This is a genomic window from Rhizobium giardinii bv. giardinii H152 (genome assembly GCF_000379605.1).
Classification (GTDB): domain Bacteria; phylum Pseudomonadota; class Alphaproteobacteria; order Rhizobiales; family Rhizobiaceae; genus Pararhizobium; species Pararhizobium giardinii.
In genome coordinates this window covers 42,812-65,054 of record NZ_KB902757.1, presented here as the reverse complement: position 1 = coordinate 65,054, position 22,243 = coordinate 42,812, and the positions used below count along the sequence as shown (strand labels likewise).

The window sequence follows — 22,243 nt, the reverse complement described above, 5'->3', positions numbered from 1 at the left end:
ACCGCGCCTTTTCAGACGCGCATAAGGTCGCTGCAACGCTTTGAAATACTGCCAATTTTATCCTTAGTTCGAACCCGATTTAAGGAATTATTGCCAGCCTCTTTCAAGCCAACCTGGGCATCCACCATTTCGGCGTGGCACCCTCGCTTTTCAGGAACGCAGCGAGTTTCGTCTCGTCCGTCTTTTCAGCATTCATATATTCGAGCGCATGGATGCCCGCGCTGATATAGAGAACATCGAGGCCGAAATCCTGCGCGCCCTTGACGTCGGTCGGCATTCCGTCACCGACGGCGACCACCCGTGACAGATCAATGCCGCCGCGAACGGCCTTGGCTTCCGACAACGAGGCGCGGTAGATCGGGACGTAGGGCTTTCCGGAAATCCGCGTTTCGCCGCCCAGTTCCGCATAGACCTTGGCGATGGCGCCGGCGCAGGGAATAAGCTTATGACCGCGCTCGACGACGAGGTCGGGGTTGGCGCAGATAAAGGGCAGCTTGCGCTTAGCCATGCCGGACAGCGTTGCGCGATAGTCTTCGGCGGTTTCCGTCTCGTCGTCGAAGAAGCCGGCGCAAACGATGATTTCGGCATCCTCGGAAGAAACCAGTTCGACACCGAGGCCATCGAGCAGCGGAAGATCGCGTTCGGCGCCGATGAAATAGATTTTCTTCGGCCCGGCGGAGATCAGCGCGCGGGTCACGTCGCCGGAGGTGACGATGCGGTCATAGGCGCTATCAGGGACGCCGAGGCCTCGGATCTGGACGATGACGCCGGGATGCGGGCGCGGCGAATTGGTGATGAGGACAACGGTCAGCCCCCTGGCGCGGGCCTCCGTCAGAGCTACGCAGGCTTCCCTGAAGGCCGCAACACCATTGTGCAGGACACCCCAGACATCGCACAGAATAACATCATAGCGGTTTGCAATGTCGCGAAAACTGTTGATCCGAACGGCCATGCTGGCTTCCCGCAGAAAAAATATCCGGGGTGACATCGCAGGCAGGCGCCGAAAACACAAGACTCCTTGCGGAAATTGGCGACCGAATCCCAAGGAATCGGCCGCCAGAAGCCAACGGGCCTTCTAAAAGCTGCCGATCAGCCAGCCCGCGACAGCACAGACCACAAGCGTGGTCACGATCCCGCGTTTCAGCTTGAAGAGCAGCAGGGCCGCCAGCAGCGTCAGCAGGAAGGCAGCAGGCTGAAACGTCTGCCAGGCGGGAAGCGGCATCGAAAGCGGACCGCTCGCATACCGTCCCGTCTCGGCAAAAAGGACGTGCAGCCCGAACCAGAGCGCCAGATTGAGGATGACGCCGGTGACCGCCGCCGAGATCGCCGCCAGCGCACCCGAAAGCGCCCGGTTGTTGCGCAAGGTCTCGACATAGGGCGCGCCGAGGAAAATCCACAGGAAGCAGGGAATGAAGGTGACCCAGGTGGCAAGCGTCGCTCCCAGCAGGCCGGCCCAGAGCGGGTCGAGCCCGAGCGGTGCGCGGAACGCGGCCATGAAGCCGACGAAGGAAAGCACCAGCACCAACGGCCCCGGCGTCGTTTCGGCCAGCGCCAGTCCATCGAGCATCTCACCGGGCTGCAGCCAGTGATAGGTCTCGACGGCCTGCTGGGCGACGTAGGCAAGCACGGCATAGGCGCCGCCGAAGGTGACAACGGCCATCTTGGAAAAGAACAGGCCGATGGCCGTATAGACGTTGTCGAAACCGAGGATTGCGCCGACGACGACGAACGGCGCGATCCAGAGCGTCAGCCAGACGCTGAGAACGCGGACCGCCCTGCTCCAGGACGATACGACGTCCGGGAAATTGCTGTCGATGACCGAGGGCTGGTCTGCCAAGGCCTGCTTTGCCGCCGCCATGATCCTGCCTTCCGCCGATTGCGCATGGGATGAGATAAAGCCGGCCACGCCGGCCGCCAGTACGACCAGCGGAAACGGCAGATCGAAGAAGAAAAGTGCAGCGAAGGCCAGAGCCGCGACGATCACCGCAAAACGGCTTCTCAAAGCCCGGCGGCCAACCCGAATGACCGCTTCCACGACGATCGCCAACACCGCCGCCTTCAACCCGAAGAACAGAGCGGCGAGCCAATCCGCCTCGTGGAACAGTGCATAGGCCGAAGAGAGGCCAAGGATGACGAAGAAACCCGGCAACACAAACAGCGTGCCGGCGACGATGCCGCCGCGCGTGCCGTGCAACAGCCAGCCGACATAGGTGGCAAGCTGCTGCGCCTCGGGGCCTGGCAGGAGCATGCAGAAATTCAGCGCATGCAGAAACCGGCTCTCGGAAATCCAGCGGCGCTCCTCCACCAACTCCCGGTGCATCAGGGCGATCTGGCCCGCCGGGCCTCCGAAGCTCAAGAGGCCGATCTTCGCCCAGACCCTGGCGGCCTCGGCGAAGGTCGGATGCACCGGTGGAGCCTCAACCTGAACGGCTTCATTCATTGCTTTTGGCCTTTTTCGCGACGTGCGACACCCATTCGTGTTTTTCCTGCGTGGCGTCACGCGCCCAGCGATAGAAGGCGTCGTAGAGTGTCATGCCCGCTTCCAGTTGCTCCAGATCGTCGGCAAACATCCGCGAGAGGCCGAGCGATGCCGCGAGCAGACCGGCGGCTTCGGGAACGAGACCGAGCCGGTCGGTATCGGCGGCGCGGACAATCAGGGAGAGATGCTGAAGCGCGGGGAATGTGAGACCGAATTCCTTGACCATCGCGTCGAAGGTGCAGTCCTCGCCCCTGTGGCTCCAGAAGACATTTTCGACGTCGAACGGCATCGCGCCGAACCGATCTGCGACGGCTTCGACTTCCGGGGCCGCGACGAAGAGAAACGTCGCCGCCGGATCGACGAAGCGGCGGATCAGCCAGGGGCAGGCAATGCGATCGATCTTCGGGCGAGCGCGCGTCACCCAGACCGTTCCGCCATTGGCGTTTTCACCCGGCAGGGCCGCGACCGGAACGAGCGGCAGGCCTGCTGCCTGCCATGCTTCGAACCCGCCTTCCAGTGTCTCCGCCTCGGCGCCGGCATTCCGCAGCCAGGCGGCGACGCCTTCGCTGAGCTTTTTGCCTTTCTGGCAAACGACAACGACCCAGCGGCCGCGATAATCCGCACCCCACTGCTGCACGCTGGCATAGGGGCGCCGGAAAGACGCAGGCAGAAGAAGCGGTTGCGCGGCGAAATCCTCCTCGTCGCGCACATCGATAACGACCGGCCCTTTGGGGGTGCCGATCAGACGGAGAAGCTTTTCGGTGGAAATAGCATTATACGAGGCCATGATTTACGTCCTTTTCGGGATTGGACGCGAAGTGATGGCATGACGCCTCGTGGGGCAATTCGCAAACCCCATGCAGAAATTAGACAAAAAAGCCGAAACCGAGTCAACCAAATTCCCGCTGCCGAATTCCCGCTGCAAAGATTCTTGCCGGCCCATTCTTGACTCAATCGGCAGCCATCCTTATCTCCGGGTCGCTAGCACTCACGCAACAGGAGTGCTAACATCCATCCATCGGGTCGGTTCACGATCCGTGAAGTCATTTGATCGAGGGATTAGACAATGACAACCACCAATTTCCGTCCTCTGCATGACCGCGTCGTCGTACGCCGCGTCGAGTCTGAAGCCAAGACCAAGGGCGGCATCATCATTCCGGACACCGCCAAGGAAAAGCCGCAGGAAGGCGAAATCGTCGCCGTCGGCACCGGCACCCGTGACGACAAGGGCGCGCTCATCGCTCTCGACGTCAAGGCTGGCGACCGCGTCCTGTTCGGCAAGTGGTCGGGCACCGAAGTCAAGCTCAACGGCGAAGACCTTCTGATCATGAAGGAAGCCGACATCATGGGCGTTATCGGCTGATCCTGGCCGGTTCCCTTCCTTTCAATTCCATAAAACCAATTGGGCATCAGCCCGGGAGTTTTTAAAATGGCAGCCAAAGAAATCAAGTTCGGCCGCACCGCGCGCGAGAAGATGCTGCGCGGCGTCGACATCCTCGCTGACGCAGTGAAGGTAACGCTCGGTCCGAAGGGCCGTAACGTCATCATCGACAAGTCGTTCGGCGCACCGCGCATCACCAAGGACGGCGTCTCCGTCGCCAAGGAAATCGAACTCGAAGACAAGTTCGAAAACATGGGCGCACAGATGGTCCGCGAAGTTGCTTCGAAGACCAACGACATCGCCGGCGACGGCACCACGACTGCAACGGTTCTCGCTCAGGCCATCGTTCGCGAAGGCGCCAAGGGCGTTGCCGCCGGCATGAACCCGATGGACCTGAAGCGCGGCATCGACCTCGCCGTTACCGCCATCGTCAAGGACATCGTTGCCAAGGCCAAGAAGATCAACACTTCGGAAGAAGTGGCCCAGGTCGGCACGATCTCCGCCAACGGCGAAAAGGAAATCGGCCAGTACATCGCTGACGCGATGCAGAAGGTCGGCAATGAAGGCGTCATCACGGTTGAAGAAGCCAAAACCGCCGACACCGAACTCGAAGTCGTCGAAGGCATGCAGTTCGACCGCGGCTACCTGTCGCCCTACTTCGTGACCAACCCGGAAAAGATGGTTGCCGAGCTGGAAGACGCCTACATCCTTCTCCATGAGAAGAAGCTCTCCAACCTGCAGGCCATGCTTCCGGTTCTCGAAGCCGTCGTTCAGACCGGCAAGCCGCTCCTCATCATCTCGGAAGACGTTGAAGGCGAAGCGCTTGCGACCCTCGTCGTCAACAAGCTGCGTGGCGGCCTGAAGATCGCTGCCGTCAAGGCCCCGGGCTTCGGCGATCGCCGCAAGGCCATGCTGGAAGACATCGCGATCCTGACCGGTGGCCAGGTCATCTCCGAAGACATCGGCATCAAGCTCGAAAACGTCACGCTCGACATGCTCGGCCGTGCGAAGAAGGTTTCGATCTCGAAGGAAAACACCACGATCGTTGACGGCCACGGCCAGAAATCCGAGATCGAAGGCCGCGTTGCCCAGATCAAGGGCCAGATCGAGGAAACCACCTCCGACTACGACCGCGAAAAGCTGCAGGAACGCCTTGCCAAGCTCGCTGGCGGCGTTGCCGTCATCCGCGTCGGCGGTGCAACCGAAATCGAAGTCAAGGAAAAGAAGGACCGTATCGACGACGCGCTCAACGCAACGCGCGCTGCCGTTCAGGAAGGTATCGTTCCGGGCGGTGGTACCGCTCTGCTGCGTGCTTCGATCGTTCTCAACATCAAGGGCGCAAACGACGACCAGACGGCCGGCATCAACATCGTCCGCAAGGCGCTGCAGTCGCTGGTCCGCCAGATCGCTGAGAACGCCGGTGACGAAGGTTCGATCGTTGTTGGCAAGATCCTCGAAAGCAACACCGACAACTTCGGCTACAACGCCCAGACCGGCGAATATGGCGACATGATCGCCATGGGTATCGTCGATCCGGTCAAGGTCGTCCGCACCGCTCTGCAGAACGCAGCCTCGGTTGCCGGCCTGCTCGTCACGACCGAAGCCATGATCGCCGAGCTTCCGAAGAAGGAATCTGCTGGCGGCGGCATGCCCGACATGGGCGGCATGGGCGGCATGGGCGGCATGATGTGATAAGGCGTCTGCCTTATCACCAATGACGACCATGCAGCTTCGCCCATGATCCAAAGTGCTTCAGCGCGTCAAGCGCGCTGAAGTGGCGGCATGGGCGGCATGATGTGATAAGGCGTCTGCCTTATCACGAGTGACGACCTTTCCGGGTTTTCCGGATGAGAGAGGGCGGGCCGCAAGGTCCGCCCTTTTTTTGATCGGGATACAAAAGTTGATCGAAGCCCCCAAGAAAGGTCAGCATCTACGGCATTTTACCATTGCCTAAAGGTGTGCGAATCATGTTCTGATTGCATTCACGGAAATGTCTTGCAATCGGAAATATCCACTCCCGGGCGGCAAAATATTTGCGGGAAGACGATTGAAGTTAAAGTAAAAGCAATTATAACTGCGCAAAAAGTGAACCAAGATTCACTTGCGTGTAATATTTAGAAATATCGACAACAGGATCGTACATTTTTTTCGTATTATCCTTGTGAGCGGCACATATTTTATCTTCAATTATAATACAAATTGATTTCCATCGCGTAAACTTTATTTTTTCCTGTACGAACACCGGACAGGACTTGAAATTTGAACTTTGCATCAGCTATAGATTACAGGATCGGCAAACATATTTGCCGCGCCCCTGATACTTGCTTGCAAATAGAAATTGTTTCTTTCGAACCCTTGATGGGAATAGGCGAATGAATTTCAGACTTTGCGCATATTTCGGGGTCGCCCTTGTTTAAGATCGCAAGAAGGGCTCCTTCGCCGTTTCCCGACGCAGTTTCCTTCACCCTTGGCGAAAGCGGGCAGGAATTGCTGAGCCAGTTCTGCTTCTCTGAGGGATGGCTCGGCAATCTCTCAAGCGGCTTGTTGCGGCTGGGAGAAAACGCTGCGGCGATGCACGGCTTGCGTCAGCCCGAATGTGGCCTGCTTAATCTCGTGCGCTGTTATGACGGCGCCGACCGCGATCACGTTCTACGGCTTTTCGAACAGGCGGCCGCAACATCCTCGTCCTTCTGCTTCTCGACCACCATCGTCCTGGCATCCGGCCAGAGACGACCCGTGTTCTGCGTCGGCGAATCAAGCGGGCTGGAACAGCGCTGTTCCGGATCCCTGCTCGGCGTCTTCTGCTTTCCCCGCTTCCAGCTGGAAACCGGGAGCCGGATTTGCAGCCATCATCAATAGCGGCCGCGGTTCACGCCAGCAGCGTTTTCAGATCAGCTTGCGGATTTTCGAGAACGGCGCGGTCAGGCGTCAGCCCCTGCTCGAGAAGCTTCTTGCCCGTCACATAGGCCTTCGCATCATTGAGCGCATCAACGGCAATCAGCTTGCCCTGCATGAAGTACCACACAGAGACGCTGCCCTCACGCTGGCCTTTGCGCACGATGGTTTTGTCGTGACCGAGGCCGAAGCCGGCGATCTGCAGCTTGACGTCGTACTGGTCGGACCAGAACCAGGGGTTCGGATGATAGGGGGCCTCGCCGCCGGCAAGCAGCGCCGCCACCGCCTCCGCCTGATCGACCGCGTTCTGGACCGATTCAAGCCGGATTCGCATATCCTTCCACGGCAGAACCGCACAGTCACCCATGGCGTAAATGGCGGGATCGGACGTACGCGAGAATTGATCGACGACAATGCCATTGGCGACCTCGAGGCCCGCGTCATGGGCGAGCACGTCATTGGCGGTCACGCCGATACCGACGATCACCAGATCCACCGGGATCGTCGAGCCATCGGTTAATTCTGCAGCGGTCACATGTCCATTCTCGCCGGTCAACCGGACAAGCCCGGTGCCCTCGCGAATATCAACGCCGTGCGCCTTGTGGATGTCGCGCACCAGATTGGCGGTTGCTGCCGAGGCAACGCGCTGCAGGATGCGATCGGCCATCTCGATGACGGTGACGTCAAGCCCGCTCGAGCGCGCGACGGCGGCCGCCTCCAGGCCGATATAACCGCCCCCGATGATCAGGGCATGCCGGCCGGGCTTCAACTCCTCCGCCAGGCGGTCGGCATCGGTGAAATCGCGCACGACGAAGACCCCGTCGAGATCGCCGCCGACGCCGGCCGGCAGTCGCCGCGGGGTCGAGCCCGTGGCAAGGGCCAGCACATCATAGTCGACCTTCGAGCCGTCGCTCAGCGTCACGGTCTTAGCGGCGCGGTCGATGGCTGTGACGGTCGTTGAAAGCCGGACATCGACATCATGCTCGCCGTACCAGCTCTCGGGCCGGTATAGCAGCCGGTCAAGGGTCATTTCGCGCAGCAGATATTTCTTTGACAAAGGCGGCCGCTGATAGGGGTAGCTTGCTTCCGCCGCAACAATCGTCACCGGACGCTCATCCTTCAGGGCCCGAAGCTTCGCCACCAAAGCAAAGGCGGCTTGACCGCCGCCTGCAACAACAAGTCTACCTGCCACGTTTGTTCCACCCGTCGAGAAAGCGTGTTTTCCCGAGACGTAGCCCGTCCGCCCAAGCCACGTCAACCGCGCTGGTCGCATCGGCCTTGCCGGCGGGGCGGACGGGAGGGAAAGATGCGGTTAATCGCGCGTCGGGATTTCGATGCCCCTCTGTGCCGCCGGGCGGCCGAGGCCGCGATCAACCCAGGCCATGACATTCGGGAAGCGCGCATATTCGAGGACATCGGCACCGCCATAGAACTTGCGGGCACCCTCTATCCAGGGATAGGTGGCGATATCGGCGATGGTATAGTCATCGCCCATCAGCCACTGGCGGCCCTCCAGGCGGCTTTCCAGAACACTGAGAAGCCGCTTGGCTTCATCCCGGTAGCGCTCCATCGGATAGGAATTGTTGGCGACTTTATCGGCGGCGAATTTGAAGAAGTGACCGAACTGGCCAAACATCGGCCCGACACCGCCCATCTGGAACATCACCCAGCAAAGCGTCTCGTAGCGAGCGGCAGCACCGGTCGGGATCAATTTGCCGGTCTTCTCGGCGAGATAGACGAGAATGGCGCCGGACTCGAACAGGCCGATCGGCTTGCCGTCCGGGCCGTTGGGATCGATGATCGCCGGGATGCGGCCGTTCGGATTGAGGGAAAGGAATTCCGGCGACTTCTGGTCGTTGTTGCCGAAATCGATCCGGTGCGCCTCGTAGGCAAGACCAAGCTCTTCCAGGGCGATGGAAACCTTCACTCCATTCGGCGTCGGCAGCGAATAAAGCTGGATGATATCGGGATTTTTGGCGGGCCAGCGGCTGGTGATCGGGAAAGCGGTGAGATCGGACATACGGGACTCCGTGAAATGGGAGCCCCTATGTAGGATAGCCGTGTTCAAAATGTCAGGCGGGCGCGCTTATTTTGGTTGCGTTTTTTCAACCGGCGCGTGGATGGTGGCTTGTTATCCTGCTCTGCAGATAACGCGTGCGATGAGCTTTCGACAGAAGGGCACGAGCCCTATGCGAGGGCACCGTTCACCGCTTCGATAATCCTCGCCACCAGCGCATCGCCCTCGTGCTCCGCCTTGCGCGCCCGCACGAGGCACGCCTCGGATTTGAGGATGATGCCGTCCGACAGGATTTTCAGGTGGTTGGCTTTGAGGGTCGACCCCGTCGAGGTGATGTCGACGATGATATCGGCCGAGCCGGAAGCGGGCGCACCTTCGGTGGCGCCCAAGCTTTCGACGATGCGGTAGAGCTGGATGCCGTGCTTTGCGGAGAAGAACTGCTGCGTCAGCCGCCAGTATTTCGTGGCAATCGCCAGCCGCCGCCCGTGACGCGCACGGAAATCGGCGGCGACGTCGCCGAGATCGGCCATGGTATCGACATCGAGCCAGATTTCCGGGACGGCGACGACGACATCGGCATGGCCGAAACCGAGCCGGGCGCAGAATTCGACGCGGGCGTCGGCCTCCGCAAGCCCCTCGCGGATCAGGTCTTCGCCGGTGACGCCGAAATCGATCGAGCCGTTGCCGATCTCGCGGGAGATTTCGGAGGCCGAGAGGAAGGCGATCTCGACGTCATCCAGACCTTCGACGCGACCGCGATAGGAGCGCTCGTTGCCGACGGCGACGATCTTCATGCCGGCTTTCTCGAAGATGGCGGAGGCGTCGTCCTTCATCCGGCCCTTGGAGGGCAGAGCGATGGTGATGGTCATCGGGCGGCCTCCCTGTCTCGCGGCGCCAGTGCCTGTTCGATCCGGTCGAGCCAGAGCGCGAAGCCGACGGCCGGAATGCGCTCCCTGGCGCCGAGCAGCGTCATCAGCCGGTCGAAGCGGCCGCCACCGGCGAGAACCGCCGAGGAACCGTCGATGACGATCTCGAAGACGAGGCCGGTATAATAATCGAGCGGCCGGCCAAAGGCGGCGCGGTAGGTCAGAAGCCCCGGATCGACGCCGGCATTGCCGAGCGCCGCCACGCGCGCATCGAAGCGCGACAGGGCGCCGTCCAGCGCCAGGCCGGATTTTGCCGCAAAAGCAAACAGCGCCGCCGGTGCTTCGGCAAGCGGTATGCTGAGCGACAGGAATTCCCGTAGGAGGCCGAGCGTGCGACCATCGAGCGCGGTCTTTTCCAGCGCCCGCTTTTCCTTCAGCCTTGCGGCAATCTCCTTCGGGCTGCGGCTGGCATTGGTGGAATAGCCGGTCGCTTCCATGGTCTCGTCGAGATGGGCGATCAGCGTCGCGTCATCGCCCGACGCAAGCAGTGCCTCGATCTGCGGACTGAGGCCCGCCACCGGCTGCGGGCTTGAAATCCGCGTCAGCAACGCATCGATCTGGGCGGAATTGCCGAAGGCGTGGATCAGCCGTTTCTGCCAGCCGGCGGGAAGGCCGCAGGCGGCGACCACCGCTTCGAAGACCGACTGGTCGCCGAGCGTCACCTTGAGGTGCCGGCCCGGCAGCCGTGCCGCGAGGATCGTGATGGCATCGCTGATCGCACGGGCATCGGCGCCGGCCACATCGGTCTCGCCCAGGTCCTCGATGCCGGCCTGATAGAATTCGTTGGCGCCTTCCCGCCGCTGGCGGAAAATCTCGCCGAGATAGGAATAACGCTGCGGCGTGCCGGTCGCCGTCTCGATGTGGCGCAGGCAGACGGGAATGGTGAACTCGGGACGCAGGCAGAGGCTTTTCCCTGTCTCACTCTCCGTCATGAAGATGCGCCGACGCAGGTCTTCGCCGGCCATGTCGAGAAACGGCTCGGCCGGCTGAATAACCGGCGTATCGACGCGCAACGTTCCCAGCCGCTCGAAATCGGCCAGCAGATCGGCAGCAAAGGCTGGGAGGTTGATCAGGGGCATGAGCCGACAGTTTTCCTTTCAAGGGACCGATGGTTGGATCAGTTCGATGCGGTTGCCGAACGGATCATGGACATAGACCCGCTCATATCCTTCCAGCGGCTCATCTTCAACAACCCGGCAGCCTGCGGCCTTGAGCTTTTTCGCCAGAAATCCCACATCGTCGACAAGAAAGGCCGGATGAGCCTTGAGCGCAGCACGAAAGTCTGCATCGACACCCAGATGGACCTTCAGCGCGCCTGCTTCGAACCAGCAGCCACCGCGTTTCGCCAGATTGGCGGGTTTCGCCCGTTCCGGAATGCCAAGCAGACCGGCATAAAAGGCACGAGCCTGATCCTCGCCGCCGGCCGGCATGGCAAGCTGGACATGATGGATGGACAGGAGCGTTACCATGGGCGATCTGTTTGCGCGGAGGCTTCGAACCCCCCTCTGTCGGCGACGCCGACATCTCCCCCACAAGGGGGGAGATCAGCCAAACCACTTTCGCGTCCCTGACCTCGATCAAGCGCCTGACGGGGGAAAATGCCGATCTCCCCCCTTGTGGGGGAGATGTCACGCAGTGACAGAGGGGGGTAAACTCTCGTCAAACTCAGGCGCCCCTGTTGACCCGCGCCCGATCCTCGGCCTGCGCCGCCAGCATCTCGCGCACCTTGGCGACGAGATCGGCCTCCGGCACGGAAACCTGCGCCACGCGGGCCTCGCGCCATGCCACATTGTCCTCGATCTCGCCTGACAAGCGCTTGCCCTCGATCAGGTCCTTGATCTGCACCACGCCCTGCGCGCGTTCGTCGCCGCCCTGGATGATGGCGAGCGGCGAGCCGCGGCGGTCGGCATATTTCAGCTGGTCGCCGAAATTCTTCTTGTTGCCCTGATACATTTCGGCGCGGATGCCGGCATGGCGCAGTTGTTGGGTGAACTGCTGGTACTTGCCGAGGCTTTCCGTGTCGCGGTCCATGACGCAGACGACGACCGGGGCGATCACCTCTTCCATGCCGAGCTTGCCGAGGTTCTTCAGCGCCGTCATCAGGCGCGAGACGCCGATGGAGAAACCCGTCGCCGGAACCGGCTGGCCCATGAAGCGCGAGACGAGGCCATCATAACGCCCGCCGCCGCCGACCGAGCCGAAGACGACCTTTTCGCCCTTTTCGTTGGTGACCGCGAAAGTGAGTTCGGCCTCGAAGACCGGGCCCGTGTAATATTCAAGGCCGCGCACTACAGAAGGCGCAATGAAAATCCGATCGGTGTAGCCTGCGGCGATAATGAGGCTCGCTATCGCATCAAGCTCATTGAAACCCTGCTCGGCAGTCGCGTTGCCGCCCGCCAACGCGCTGATTGCGTCCAGAGTAGCCTGAGGCGAATCTTTGGTCGCCTCTAAGAGCTCAACAATCCGGTCAACACGCGGAGCATCTAGCCCCGTCCCCTTCGTAAAATCTCCACTCTCATCTTTGCGACCAGGACCAAGTAGAAGTCGAACGCCCTCAATCCCAAATTTATCAAGCTTGTCCATCGCACGAAGTACTGAAAGGCGACGATCAATATTCTCATCGCCTCCTAAACCTATAATCTCCAGTACGCCATCTAAGAGCTTCCTGTTGTTGACCCGGATCACATAGTCCCCGCGCGCAATCCCGAGCGCCTCCATCGTGTCGGCCATCATCATGCACATTTCGGCATCCGCCTGGACGCCGGCCGCGCCGACCGTGTCGGCATCGAACTGCATGAACTGGCGGAAGCGGCCCGGACCCGGCTTCTCGTTGCGGAAGACGTAGCCGGCGCGGTAGGTGCGGTAGGGCAGCTGGATGTCGTTGAAGTTTTCCGCGACGTGACGGGCAAGCGGCGCGGTCAGGTCGTAGCGCGCGCTCATCCACTGCTCGTCGTCATCCTGCAGCGAGAAGACGCCTTCGTTCGGGCGGTCGGCGTCTGGCAGGAATTTGCCCAGCGCATCGGTATATTCGAACAGCGGCGTTTCGACCGGGTCGAAGCCGTAGCGCTCGTAGACTTCGCGGATCTTGCCGGTCATCTCGTCGACGGCGCGGATATCGGCGGCGGAGCGATCGACGAAGCCGCGCGGCAGGCGGGCTCTCAGCTTCTGGGGCTTCTTCTTCTTGTCGTTCATGGGGTCCGCACTTTCAGCGTCGACCGGTCATGGGTTGATCGGTCATTTTAATCGGTCAGGGGAATTGGCGCTTTCCCTATCCGATCAGGGCCAAGGCGGCAAGTCTCTGCGCGGCTTTGCGCGGGCTAAACCGGCAGCGACAGCGTATCCCAGTTATGGACCACCGCGCCCTCGGCCATCGGCGCCTCGGCCTGCGGGATGAGGATCGAATGAGTGTCGCCACGGATGACGCCCTTCAACTCCGACTGGAAGCTGATCCGCTTGAACTGCACGAAGCCGTCGGGAATGGTCGTCACCGACATCGAGGCCCCGCCGTAGAAATCGATGCTGGCAAGGTCGCCCGCCTTGAGACTGGAGACGATGGCGCGATCCTCGATGAAGTCATGGTAGAGCCCGGTCATGTAGCGGCGGATGCTGTTGCCGATCATGGCCCGCATCTGCGGCGTTTCGGCAAATTCCTGCCGCGAGCCGGCGAGATAGCGGATATCCTCGCCTTCCCAGAGGTTGCGGCTGTCACGCGCATTGACGATCGACCGCAACAGCACGTTTCCGGCATAGACATCGGCGCGGCGCAGGAAATCGACGATCGCGCCGGTGGCGCGCAGGTCAGGCGTCGAAATGCCGCGCTCCCAGCGCGAAACCGTCGGCAGGGAAAACCCAAGCTTCCAGGCGATATCGCTCTGGCTCAGGCCCGCCTTCAGCCGGTAGTCCCGAAGCTGCCTGACCAACTCGCCCTGAATCAAAAATGTCGACATGTGGTGTTTTCCGAAATCCAGGATTGCGTGATGCGCCTGATCAAAACCAAGAGGTTAGCAAATGATCAATCCTTGGCATTTAAGTTGCGGTTTTTGTGCATTATTTTCAATTTCATGGGGACGTTTCACGCAAGGCTGCGACGGAGCGATGAGAGACAAGAACAATTCTTTTTTCCCGGCGGGTAAAGCCCTGTTTCGCGGCGCGACCAGCTTAATGGCAAAAACTGTCTCGTTTTTGCAAAAGCTGTCCGTGCGGCGGGACAGCAAGGAGCGGAAGACGGCATGCTGCAGTTGATGAAACCGGGATTCGGCACGATCCTGCCCGAAGACAGCCGCGCCCACGAAGAATGGGCCCAGACACTGGTAGGACGGAACTATCTTATCGAAAGATGGCATTGCGACCTTTCGACCGGCATCTTCGCCATCGGCGAAACCACCAGGACGCGACATGGCCTTGGCGACACGCTCTGCGGATTGCTGGACATCATCCGCAACTACCACGAGGATCATCACAAGACAGTGCTCAACATCCTCGAAGAGGCCACCGCTGCGGCATCCTCCTTCTGTTTCTGCACGACGCTGCAGGAAGAGAGTGGCGCCACGACGCCGGTCTTTTGCGTCGGCACCTCGACCCTGGGCGCTCCACCGGCCGGCGGGCGCATGCAGGGCATCTTCGCCTTCGCACCGGCCGGCGGCTAACGGTCTTTTCAGAAAGCGCGATCCACGGGTCTTTTCATGGGTCGGCCACACTCCTATCTTCACGTCATGCGCGCCATCCTTCTCATCACAGCCCTTTTCTGTGCCCTGATCAGCGGCTGGACGGCTTCGCTCGCCCGGGTGCAGGATCTGGGCGGCATGGTGACGATGCATCATACCCGCGCATCCGCGGACCACGGCGCCTCTGCATCCCCTGGCCTGGATCACTGCGCGCCCAAAGCGAACAACTGCGATCATCATCCGCAGACGGTGCATCCGCTGCTCTGCGCGGCCTGTTTCGCCGTCGTTCTCGACACGCCTGATCTCGGCAGGGCCGAGCCTCCCGGCTCGGCGATCCGCCCGCGGCCGCAGAAGCCGCTGCAGGCAACCGCCCTCGAACCGCAGTTCCCTCCTCCCAAGACATTGCTCTCGGCTTCTTGAACGCGGAGGCAACTCCGCATCTACGATTTTTCAGAAACGAAAGAGAGCACAAAATGTCTCCGAGATACCTCATGGCCGCTGCGCTGGCCCTAACCTTCACTGCCCCCGTCGCCGCGCAGGAGATGGACCACAGCAAGATGGACCACGGCTCCATGCAGGTGAGCGAGCCGAAGGGCGATACGGGTCCGTCGAGCAAGGCCTTTGCTGCGGCCAATGCGAAGATGCATGAAGGGATGGACATCACCTTTACCGGCAATACCGATGCCGACTTCGTGCGCGGCATGATCGCCCATCACCAGGGGGCGATCGACATGGCGAAGATCGAGCTTGAATACGGCAAGGATGCCCGTTTACGCAAACTCGCCGAAGACATCATTTCCGCCCAGGAAGCGGAGATCAGGATGATGAAGGAATGGCTCGCCAGGAACGGCGGCTGATCCTCCATCCATAAAGAGCGGCGCCGGAGTTTGTCTCCGGCGTCTGCGCAACACCTCTTTTCGCCCCACGTTGACCGGAGACAATGACAGGCACATAATTCTGTCAGGGTGTGGGAGGACATCATGAAGATATTCAAGAATATTGCCGGCATCTTCGTCATATTGCTCGGCGGCCTCTGGATGCTGCAAGGTTCCAATATCATTACTGGCAGTCCGATGTCGGACAACAAGGAATGGCTGGTGATCGGCGCCATGCTGGTCATCTTCGGCGCGGTTCTTCTTTATATGAACAACAGACCGACGGCCCGCCTGCACTGACGATCGGACCGAGAGCGGTTTACGGGCGCACGAAAGATGCCCGCATCTGCTCGATCTGTTCCCGGCAGCAACAGCCTTCGACATGGTCGTTGACCAGACCCATTGCCTGCATGAAGGCATAGACCGTGGTCGGGCCGACGAAGGTCCAGCCGCGCTTTTTCAGATCCTTGGATATCATGACGGAGGTCGGCGTCGTCGGATTGGCGGCTATCGTCTCATAGGTGACGGCCTTCGGCCGCTCGTTTGCGCCCGGCTCATGGCTCCAGAAATAGCGCGCCAGCGTGCCGAATTCGGCCCTCAATTCCTGCGCGCGCTTCGCATTGTTGATCGTCGAGACGATCTTGCCGCGATGCCGGACGATGCCGGTGTCCGCGAGACAGCGTTCGACATCGGCGTTACCGAAGGTGGCGACCACATCGAAGTCGAACCCCGCGAAGGCGGCGCGGAAGGCTTCACGCTTTCTGAGGATGGTCAGCCAGGACAGGCCAGACTGGAACCCTTCGAGGCAGATCTTCTCGAACAGCCGGATATCGTCGGCCATTGGCCGGCCCCACTCGTCGTCATGATAACGCTGGTAATCTTCCAGATTGGCATGCCAGGCGCAGCGGTCGCGACCGTCCTCGCCGGTGATTATACCCCTTGCCGTCACGCGTTTCTCCCTGCTTTTCGGTGCTTTACCATTTGCCAACCATAGTCCGAAAGCGGACGATAACCCTACCCAAAGCTTTACCTTGCCGAATGCCTTTTAATGAACCGCTATTTACCATTCGGTCGCTCCCCCCTGCCACGATCACCCCATTCCGCCAAGCCTCTCTTGGCGTTCCTATCCCCACCCGCCATCCGCCAGCCCGGCGGACGGCGGAGCTATGAGACAGTTCCGGCGAAAGGTAGCGAGTCCGCCCGATGATGAAGAAAACCCTGATCCTTGCCACGTCCCTGTTCGTTGCATTTTCCAGCCTTGCGGAAGCACAGGACCGCTATCAGAACCGCCCGCCGGTCATCATCAGCCCGGATCTAACCGCCCCCTGGGTCACCCAGCTCGGCGGCAGCGTTCAGCCCGTCGTCTACCGTCAGCAGCGCCCTATAGACGTTCAGAGCGAGCGCGCCACCCGAAAACAGTATTTGTTCCAGCGCCGCGTCAAGCGCTCCGGCGTTGCCGTCGCGCAACCGGTCGCCATGACCCGCGCCCAGAAGCCGGTGCAGCGCCAGCTCGATCCGCAATTCCTGCCCCAAACGGTTGCCTATGAAACGCAGGAAAAGCCGGGCACGATCGTCATCGATACCAACAGCCGCTTCCTCTATCTCGTCACCGGCAAGGGGCAAGCGCGGCGCTACGGCGTCGGCGTCGGCAAGCCGGGCTTCGAATGGGCCGGCGTCCACAAGGTGACCCGCAAATCCGAGTGGCCGGTCTGGACGCCGCCATCCGAAATGATCGCCCGTGAAGCGGCCAAGGGACATTATCTGCCAGCCACCATGGAGGGCGGCCCGGCCAATCCGCTCGGCGCCCGCGCCATGTATCTCGGCTCGACGCTCTACCGCATCCACGGCACCAACGCTCCCTGGTCGATCGGATTTGCCGTCTCGTCCGGCTGCATCCGCATGCGCAACGAGGACGTGGTCGACCTCTACGAGCGCGTCAAAATCGGTACCAAGGTCGTCGTGATCTAAGCCGTCGCTTAACCGCCGAGGAGCCAATACGTGGCCTTTCAGCAACAGCAGCTCCCGACGTAACAGGTATAACGACCCGATTTCCTCTATCCAAGACGCGTTAGACTTGCGTAAAACGCAATATTGAATAGCGTGCCCCAGCTTGGGACCGGATGAGGGAAATCTGTCGATGAACTATGCCTTGCAGACATTGGCCGCAATCGGGTTTGCGGCCGCTGTTACTTTCGGCGCGTCGAGCGCTTCGGCCTTCATGCCGAATCAGGCCGCAGCCACGCAGTCCACGCCGGACGTGACGCTGGTGGCGATGGAAAAGAAGCCGGCGAAGAAATTCTGGCGCACGAAGGTGCGGCTCTCGACCGATGAGGCGCCCGGCACCATCATCGTCGATACCAACAATAAGTACCTCTATTACATCGAGGGTCCGAACAGGGCCACCCGCTACGGCATCGGCGTCGGTCGCGAAGGCTTCGGCTGGTCGGGCGTCGTCAAGGTGCAGCGCAAGGCGGAATGGCCGGGGTGGACGCCGCCGCCGGAAATGATCATCCGCGAACGCAAGAATGGCCGCATCCTGCCGGCCTACCAGGAAGGCGGCATCGACAATCCGCTCGGCGCCCGGGCGCTCTACCTCTACAAGGGCAAGAGCGATTCCGGATTCCGCATCCATGGCACCAACCAGCCCTGGACGATCGGCCAGAACATGTCTTCGGGCTGCATCCGCATGATGAACAAGGATGTCGAACATCTCTACGAGCGTGCCGACATCGGCACCAAGGTCATCGTCATCGGCCCCGGCAACAAGCAGGGCGATGTTTCCTATGACGATCGCGGCGTGGACATCCTGCGCACCATCTTCGGCGGCTGATCACTCGGCACTGAGAGTTATCGAAGGCGTCCGCTTCGGCGGGCGCTTTTTTGTTTGCCGGTTCGGACCCGCCACACCGTCGACGTGCCGTTCACTTCTGAAGCAAGGCCGGCTTTTCACCGCCATAGGCCCAGTCGAGCAGTTCCACCGTGTGCAGGATCGGCATCCTCGTGCCGGTGGCGATCTGGGTGATGCAGCCGATATTGCCGGTGGCGACGATATCGGCCTTGGTCGCCTCGATGTTCTTGACCTTGCGCGCCTTCAGCGTCGCCGAAATCTCCGGCTGCAGGATGTTGTAGGTTCCGGCCGAACCGCAACAGAGATGCCCCTCCGCGGGATCGCGGACCGTAAAGCCGGCGTTTTTCAACAACAGCTTCGGCGCCACGGTAATCTTCTGGCCGTGCTGCATCGAGCAGGCCGAGTGGTAGGCGACCGTCATGTTTTTCGCCTCCTGCCGCGGCAGATCGAGGCTTGTCAGATATTCCGTGATGTCCTTTGCCAGCGCCGACACCCGTGCGGCCTTTTCCGCATAGGCAGGATCGAGGCGCAGCATGTGGCCGTAATCCTTGATGGTCGTGCCGCAGCCGGAGGCGGTGATGACGATCGCGTCCAGCCCGCCTTCGTCGGCCGCCTTGATCCAGGCGTCGACATTGCGGCGAGCAGAGACGAGCGCCTGTTCCTCGCGGCCCATGTGATGGACGAGCGCTCCGCAACAGCCCTCGCCCTCCGGCACCACGACCTCGACACCGAGCCGCGTCAGAAGCCGGATCGTCGCCTCGTTGATTTCCGGCTTCAGCACCGGTTGGGCGCAGCCCGTGAGTATGGCGACGCGGCCGCGCTTTTCAGCGCCTGCCGCCCGTGTTCCCGGCTGCGCTGCGTTGGACGGTGGCGCAATGCGACGCGGCGCCAGATCGAGCATGACGCCAAAGGCCTTAAGCGGCGGCACCCGTCTCAGCAACGCTGCAAAGGGCCGGCCGAGGCGGGCAGCCTTGAGCGCCAGACGGAAGCGTGAGGGATAGGGCAGGACCGCCGCCAGCGTGGCCCGCACCAGCCGATCTTTCAGCGGCCTCTTGTAGATGTTTTCGATATGGACGCGGGCGTGATCGACCAGATGCATATAGTTCACGCCGGACGGACAGGTGGTCATGCAGGCAAGGCAGGACAGGCAGCGGTCGATATGGGTGACCACTTCCTCGTCCGCCGGGCGGCCGTTTTCCAGCATGTCCTTGATCAGGTAGATGCGCCCGCGCGGGCTGTCGAGCTCGTTGCCGAGCGTCACATAGGTCGGACAGGTGGCCGTGCAGAAGCCGCAATGCACGCATTTGCGCAGGATCGATTCGGATTCGGCGACATGCGGATCGGCGAGCTGGGCGGCGGTGAAGTTGGTTTGCATCAGCAACAAGCCCCCGCATTGGAGGAGAGATACCCCCCTCTGTCACTTCGTGACATCTCCCCCTCAAGGGGGGTATTCGGGATGCGCGTCATACTCAAAAACCCATCTTCCCCGGATTGAAAATCCCCTTGGGATCGAACTTATGTTTCAATCGTGCCGACAGCGCGGCAACTGCCGGAGCTTCCGGTTCAAACGCCGGCGTCCTCGCGCGAATGGCATCGGAAGCCCACACCAGCGCCGCATGTCCGCCACCGAGGCCCTTGATGTAACGGCGCAGCAGATCTGCCTCGGCGTCGGCCTCCATGCGCAGCCAGACGAGGCCGCCCTGCCAATCGTAAAAGGCATCGACGCCGGCTTCCAGCCGAAGGGCTGCGACCAGATGCTGGCCGGCGGAGGGGGCGACGGAAACACGCCAGAGCGGCTTTTGCGTGGCATCCGCATAGGGTTTTACGTCGCGGACTTCCCGCCAGAGGGATGTTGTCGCGTCGTGATCGAGAACGGCAACAGGAGCGATCGATGCGAAGGCGGCAACGAGCTTTTCGCGGCGGACGACAACGGAAGCGGCCAGCCCCTCGAGTCTCAGCACCGTTGCCGGGCCGTCCGGCAGACCGCCACCGAGAAAACGCGATCGGACGCTTTCGGGCAGGTGTGCCGCACCCGAAACCTCGACCGGCAGAGCCATTGCCCGCGCCATGGCGGCTGCGGCTTGCGCATCATCCAGCCCGGACACGACGATCGTCGCCGAGGCCGGCGGCAGCGGCAGAACCTTAAACGTGACTTCCGTCAGAAGCCCCAAAGTGCCGTGCGAACCACAGAGCAGCTTGACGAGATCGAGCCCGGTGACGTTCTTCATCACCCTGCCTCCGGACTTGATGACCTCGCCAGCGCCATTGGCGAACCGGATGCCGAGCAGGTGGTCCCGTGCAGCACCCGCCACCAGGCGGCGGGGGCCGGAAGCGTTGGTGGCGAAGACGCCGCCGATCGTCGGTTCGCCCACGGTCGCCATGACGCCGCGATGGTCGAGCGGCTCGAAGGCGAGCATCTGGCGGTTTTCAACAAGCATTGCCTCGATCTCGGCGACAGGCGTCCCGGCCTTCGTGGTCATGGTCATCTCGGCCGGATTGTACGAAACGATCCCCGACAGTTTTCGCGTCGAGAGGAGCCGGTCGGCGGCCACCGGATTGCCGAGACCGGAGCGCGTTCCGCCGCCCTCTATCTTCAGCGTCAGGTCATTGCGGGCGATGGTGGCGACGATACCGGCCGCTTCCGCTTCGGTTTCCGGCTCGAATATCGGGATCATGCGGCAGGACGTCCTTCGAGCGGAAAGACCTTGGAAGGATTCATGATCCATTGCGGGTCGAAGGCGGCGCGGGCGGCCATCTGCTGGTCGAGATCGGCCTGGCTGAACTGATGCAGCATCAGGTCGCGCTTTTCGATGCCGACGCCATGTTCGCCGGTAAGGCAGCCGCCCGCATCGACGCAGAGCTTGAGGATATCATTGCCCGCAGCTTCCGCGCGCGCGGCATCTTCCGGATCGTTGATGTTGTAGAGAATGAGCGGATGCATGTTGCCGTCGCCGGCGTGAAAGACGTTGGCAACGCGCAGGCCGTATCCGTCGATGATCTCGCTGGTTTTCTTCAGCACATGGGAGAGCTGGCCGAGCGGCACCGTGCCGTCCATGCAGATATAGTCGGCAATGCGGCCGGTGGCGCCGAAAGCCGATTTGCGGCCCTTCCAGATCAGCGCCGCCTCTGTCGCCGACTGGCTCTCCTTGATCGTCGAGACGCCATGGCGGCGGGCGATCTCGATGATGTTCGAAAGCATCGCCTCCATCTCGGCTTCCGAGCCCTCGACCTCGACGATCAACAACGCTTCGACGTCCATCGGGTAGCCTGCATGCGCGAAGGCCTCGCAGATGCTGATTGCCGGCTTGTCCATGAATTCGATGGCGACCGGGATGATACCGGAACCGATGACTTCGGCGACGCAGGAACCGGCTTCTTCCGAGGAAGGAAAGCCGAAGAGCACCGGGCGCGCCCCTTCCGGCTTGGCGATTAGCCGTACCGTCGCCTCGGTCACGATGCCGAGCTGGCCTTCGGAGCCACAGACGAGGCCAAGCAGGTCATAGCCCGGCGCATCCAGCGCCTTGCCGCCGAGTTCGATCACCGTTCCGTCAAACAGCACCATCTTCACGCCGAGCAGATTGTTGGTCGTCACACCGTATTTCAGGCAGTGGGCGCCGCCGGAATTCATGCCGATATTGCCGCCGATGGTGCAGGCAAGCTGCGAACTCGGGTCCGGCGCATAGAAGAATCCGTCGGCCGAAACGGCTTCGGAAATATTGAGGTTGGTCACACCGGCCTGAACCGTGGCCGTGCGGTTGGCGAAATCGATATCGAGAATGCGCGACATCTTCGACAGGCCGATCACCACCGCATCCGCCTGAGGGATCGCCCCGCCGGACAGCGATGTGCCGGCACCGCGCGGCACGACGGGAATGCCGTAGCGGCTGCAATATCTCAGCACTGCCGCCACCTCAGCCGTCGTTTCCGGCAGGACAACGGCAAGCGGCACCTGGCGATAGGCGATGAAAGCATCCGTTTCGAAGGGTACCAGCCCGCGCCGCTCACTGATCAGGCAGTCGCGGGGCAGAAGGTCCGCGAGGTCTTCGATGATCGCCGCGCGGCGGGAAAGGACGCTTTGCTTCGGTTCCAGAAAGGCGATCGTCTCCGGCATTTCGGCCTCCTGGTTCGTCCTCGATGCGAGATTGGTATTTTTTCTTT

General features: G+C 61.4%; 24 protein-coding genes. 10 read left to right on the top strand and 14 right to left on the bottom strand.

Translation table 11 applies throughout. The features are described 5' to 3' along the window. Positions 1-103: 103 nt before the first annotated feature. From A3AY_RS0133410 to A3AY_RS0133400, 3 genes are all read right to left on the bottom strand, one after another. Entirely contained in the window at positions 104-952 is an 849-nt protein-coding gene (locus A3AY_RS0133410; RefSeq protein WP_018330015.1) for a TIGR01459 family HAD-type hydrolase, read from the bottom strand. A 123-nt stretch (positions 953-1,075) separates the two neighbouring features. Next, positions 1,076-2,440, bottom strand: coding sequence for a chromate efflux transporter (chrA, locus tag A3AY_RS0133405; protein WP_018330014.1), 1,365 nt, complete (start codon positions 2,438-2,440; stop codon positions 1,076-1,078). Then, the gene (locus A3AY_RS0133400) at positions 2,433-3,266 is read right to left on the bottom strand and encodes a chromate resistance protein ChrB domain-containing protein (RefSeq protein ID WP_018330013.1); all 834 of its coding nucleotides are present in this window, start codon (positions 3,264-3,266) and stop codon (positions 2,433-2,435) included. The genes chrA and A3AY_RS0133400 overlap by 8 nt, the downstream gene beginning before the upstream one ends. Positions 3,267-3,545: 279 nt before the next feature. Here A3AY_RS0133400 and groES point away from each other — a divergent pair, with 279 nt between their 5' ends. The 3 genes from groES (at position 3,546) to A3AY_RS0133385 (ending at position 6,719) form a co-directional block, all read left to right on the top strand. Then, entirely contained in the window at positions 3,546-3,842 is a 297-nt protein-coding gene (groES, locus tag A3AY_RS0133395) for a co-chaperone GroES (RefSeq protein WP_018330012.1), read from the top strand. A gap of 66 nt (positions 3,843-3,908) precedes the next feature. Then, positions 3,909-5,552 (top strand): chaperonin GroEL, encoded by a 1,644-nt coding sequence (gene groL, locus A3AY_RS0133390; protein WP_018330011.1) that lies wholly within the window; start codon positions 3,909-3,911, stop codon positions 5,550-5,552. Between the two features lie 717 nt (positions 5,553-6,269). Further along, positions 6,270-6,719 carry a hypothetical protein gene (locus tag A3AY_RS0133385; RefSeq protein ID WP_018330010.1) on the top strand — a complete coding sequence of 150 codons (450 nt, stop codon included), beginning with the start codon at positions 6,270-6,272 and terminating at the stop codon, positions 6,717-6,719. Between the two features lie 10 nt (positions 6,720-6,729). On the opposite strand, the gene A3AY_RS0133380 is transcribed toward A3AY_RS0133385, so the two are convergent. From A3AY_RS0133380 to A3AY_RS36860, 7 genes are all read right to left on the bottom strand, one after another. Next, positions 6,730-7,947 (bottom strand): NAD(P)/FAD-dependent oxidoreductase, encoded by a 1,218-nt coding sequence (locus tag A3AY_RS0133380; RefSeq protein WP_018330009.1) that lies wholly within the window; start codon positions 7,945-7,947, stop codon positions 6,730-6,732. Between the two features lie 120 nt (positions 7,948-8,067). Next, positions 8,068-8,775, bottom strand: a complete 708-nt coding sequence (locus A3AY_RS0133375) for a glutathione binding-like protein (RefSeq protein WP_018330008.1) — start codon at positions 8,773-8,775, stop codon at positions 8,068-8,070. Positions 8,776-8,942: 167 nt separating this feature from the next. Beyond that, a complete protein-coding gene (gene hisG / locus A3AY_RS0133370) occupies positions 8,943-9,641 on the bottom strand; it encodes an ATP phosphoribosyltransferase (protein ID WP_018330007.1) in 699 nt (232 codons plus the stop codon). Then, entirely contained in the window at positions 9,638-10,777 is a 1,140-nt protein-coding gene (locus tag A3AY_RS0133365) for an ATP phosphoribosyltransferase regulatory subunit (RefSeq protein WP_018330006.1), read from the bottom strand. The genes hisG and A3AY_RS0133365 overlap by 4 nt, the downstream gene beginning before the upstream one ends. Positions 10,778-10,795: 18 nt before the next feature. Beyond that, on the bottom strand, positions 10,796-11,167 hold the full coding sequence (locus A3AY_RS0133360) for a VOC family protein (protein WP_018330005.1): 372 nt from the start codon (positions 11,165-11,167) through the stop codon (positions 10,796-10,798). A gap of 196 nt (positions 11,168-11,363) precedes the next feature. Continuing rightward, positions 11,364-12,890, bottom strand: a complete 1,527-nt coding sequence (gene hisS / locus A3AY_RS0133355; protein ID WP_018330004.1) for a histidine--tRNA ligase — start codon at positions 12,888-12,890, stop codon at positions 11,364-11,366. 125 nt (positions 12,891-13,015) lie between these two features. Further along, on the bottom strand, positions 13,016-13,645 hold the full coding sequence (locus A3AY_RS36860; protein ID WP_018330003.1) for a helix-turn-helix domain-containing protein: 630 nt from the start codon (positions 13,643-13,645) through the stop codon (positions 13,016-13,018). Between the two features lie 61 nt (positions 13,646-13,706). Between A3AY_RS36860 and A3AY_RS39555 the strand changes: the two genes are divergently transcribed. The 5 genes from A3AY_RS39555 (at position 13,707) to A3AY_RS0133325 (ending at position 15,537) form a co-directional block, all read left to right on the top strand. Further along, positions 13,707-13,940: a hypothetical protein gene (locus A3AY_RS39555; protein WP_154663369.1), complete on the top strand. Its 234-nt coding sequence runs from the start codon at positions 13,707-13,709 to the stop codon at positions 13,938-13,940. Beyond that, positions 13,928-14,344, top strand: a complete 417-nt coding sequence (locus A3AY_RS0133340; protein WP_018330001.1) for a hypothetical protein — start codon at positions 13,928-13,930, stop codon at positions 14,342-14,344. The genes A3AY_RS39555 and A3AY_RS0133340 overlap by 13 nt, the downstream gene beginning before the upstream one ends. A 36-nt stretch (positions 14,345-14,380) precedes the next feature. Then, a complete protein-coding gene (locus A3AY_RS0133335; RefSeq protein ID WP_018330000.1) occupies positions 14,381-14,782 on the top strand; it encodes a hypothetical protein in 402 nt (133 codons plus the stop codon). A 53-nt stretch (positions 14,783-14,835) separates the two neighbouring features. Beyond that, positions 14,836-15,219 (top strand): CopM family metallochaperone, encoded by a 384-nt coding sequence (gene copM, locus A3AY_RS0133330; RefSeq protein ID WP_026204094.1) that lies wholly within the window; start codon positions 14,836-14,838, stop codon positions 15,217-15,219. Positions 15,220-15,342: 123 nt separating this feature from the next. Then, positions 15,343-15,537: a hypothetical protein gene (locus tag A3AY_RS0133325; RefSeq protein ID WP_018329998.1), complete on the top strand. Its 195-nt coding sequence runs from the start codon at positions 15,343-15,345 to the stop codon at positions 15,535-15,537. Between the two features lie 19 nt (positions 15,538-15,556). On the opposite strand, the gene A3AY_RS0133320 is transcribed toward A3AY_RS0133325, so the two are convergent. After that, complete coding sequence (locus tag A3AY_RS0133320) at positions 15,557-16,186, bottom strand: DNA-3-methyladenine glycosylase I (RefSeq protein ID WP_018329997.1); 630 nt, start codon at positions 16,184-16,186, stop codon at positions 15,557-15,559. A 254-nt stretch (positions 16,187-16,440) separates the two neighbouring features. Here A3AY_RS0133320 and A3AY_RS0133315 point away from each other — a divergent pair, with 254 nt between their 5' ends. Together A3AY_RS0133315 and A3AY_RS0133310 are read left to right on the top strand one after the other, a co-directional pair. After that, on the top strand, positions 16,441-17,205 hold the full coding sequence (locus tag A3AY_RS0133315; protein ID WP_018329996.1) for a L,D-transpeptidase: 765 nt from the start codon (positions 16,441-16,443) through the stop codon (positions 17,203-17,205). A gap of 169 nt (positions 17,206-17,374) precedes the next feature. After that, positions 17,375-18,067 carry a L,D-transpeptidase gene (locus tag A3AY_RS0133310; protein ID WP_018329995.1) on the top strand — a complete coding sequence of 231 codons (693 nt, stop codon included), beginning with the start codon at positions 17,375-17,377 and terminating at the stop codon, positions 18,065-18,067. Between the two features lie 91 nt (positions 18,068-18,158). Here the strand turns inward: A3AY_RS0133310 and glcF are convergent, their stop codons facing one another. The 3 genes from glcF to A3AY_RS0133295 form a co-directional block, all read right to left on the bottom strand. After that, on the bottom strand, positions 18,159-19,460 hold the full coding sequence (gene glcF / locus A3AY_RS0133305) for a glycolate oxidase subunit GlcF (RefSeq protein WP_018329994.1): 1,302 nt from the start codon (positions 19,458-19,460) through the stop codon (positions 18,159-18,161). Between the two features lie 94 nt (positions 19,461-19,554). Continuing rightward, positions 19,555-20,760 (bottom strand): glycolate oxidase subunit GlcE, encoded by a 1,206-nt coding sequence (glcE, locus tag A3AY_RS0133300; protein WP_018329993.1) that lies wholly within the window; start codon positions 20,758-20,760, stop codon positions 19,555-19,557. Next, positions 20,757-22,196: an FAD-binding oxidoreductase gene (locus A3AY_RS0133295; protein ID WP_018329992.1), complete on the bottom strand. Its 1,440-nt coding sequence runs from the start codon at positions 22,194-22,196 to the stop codon at positions 20,757-20,759. Before A3AY_RS0133295 ends, glcE begins: the two co-directional genes overlap by 4 nt. Between the last annotated feature and the right edge of the window lie 47 nt (positions 22,197-22,243).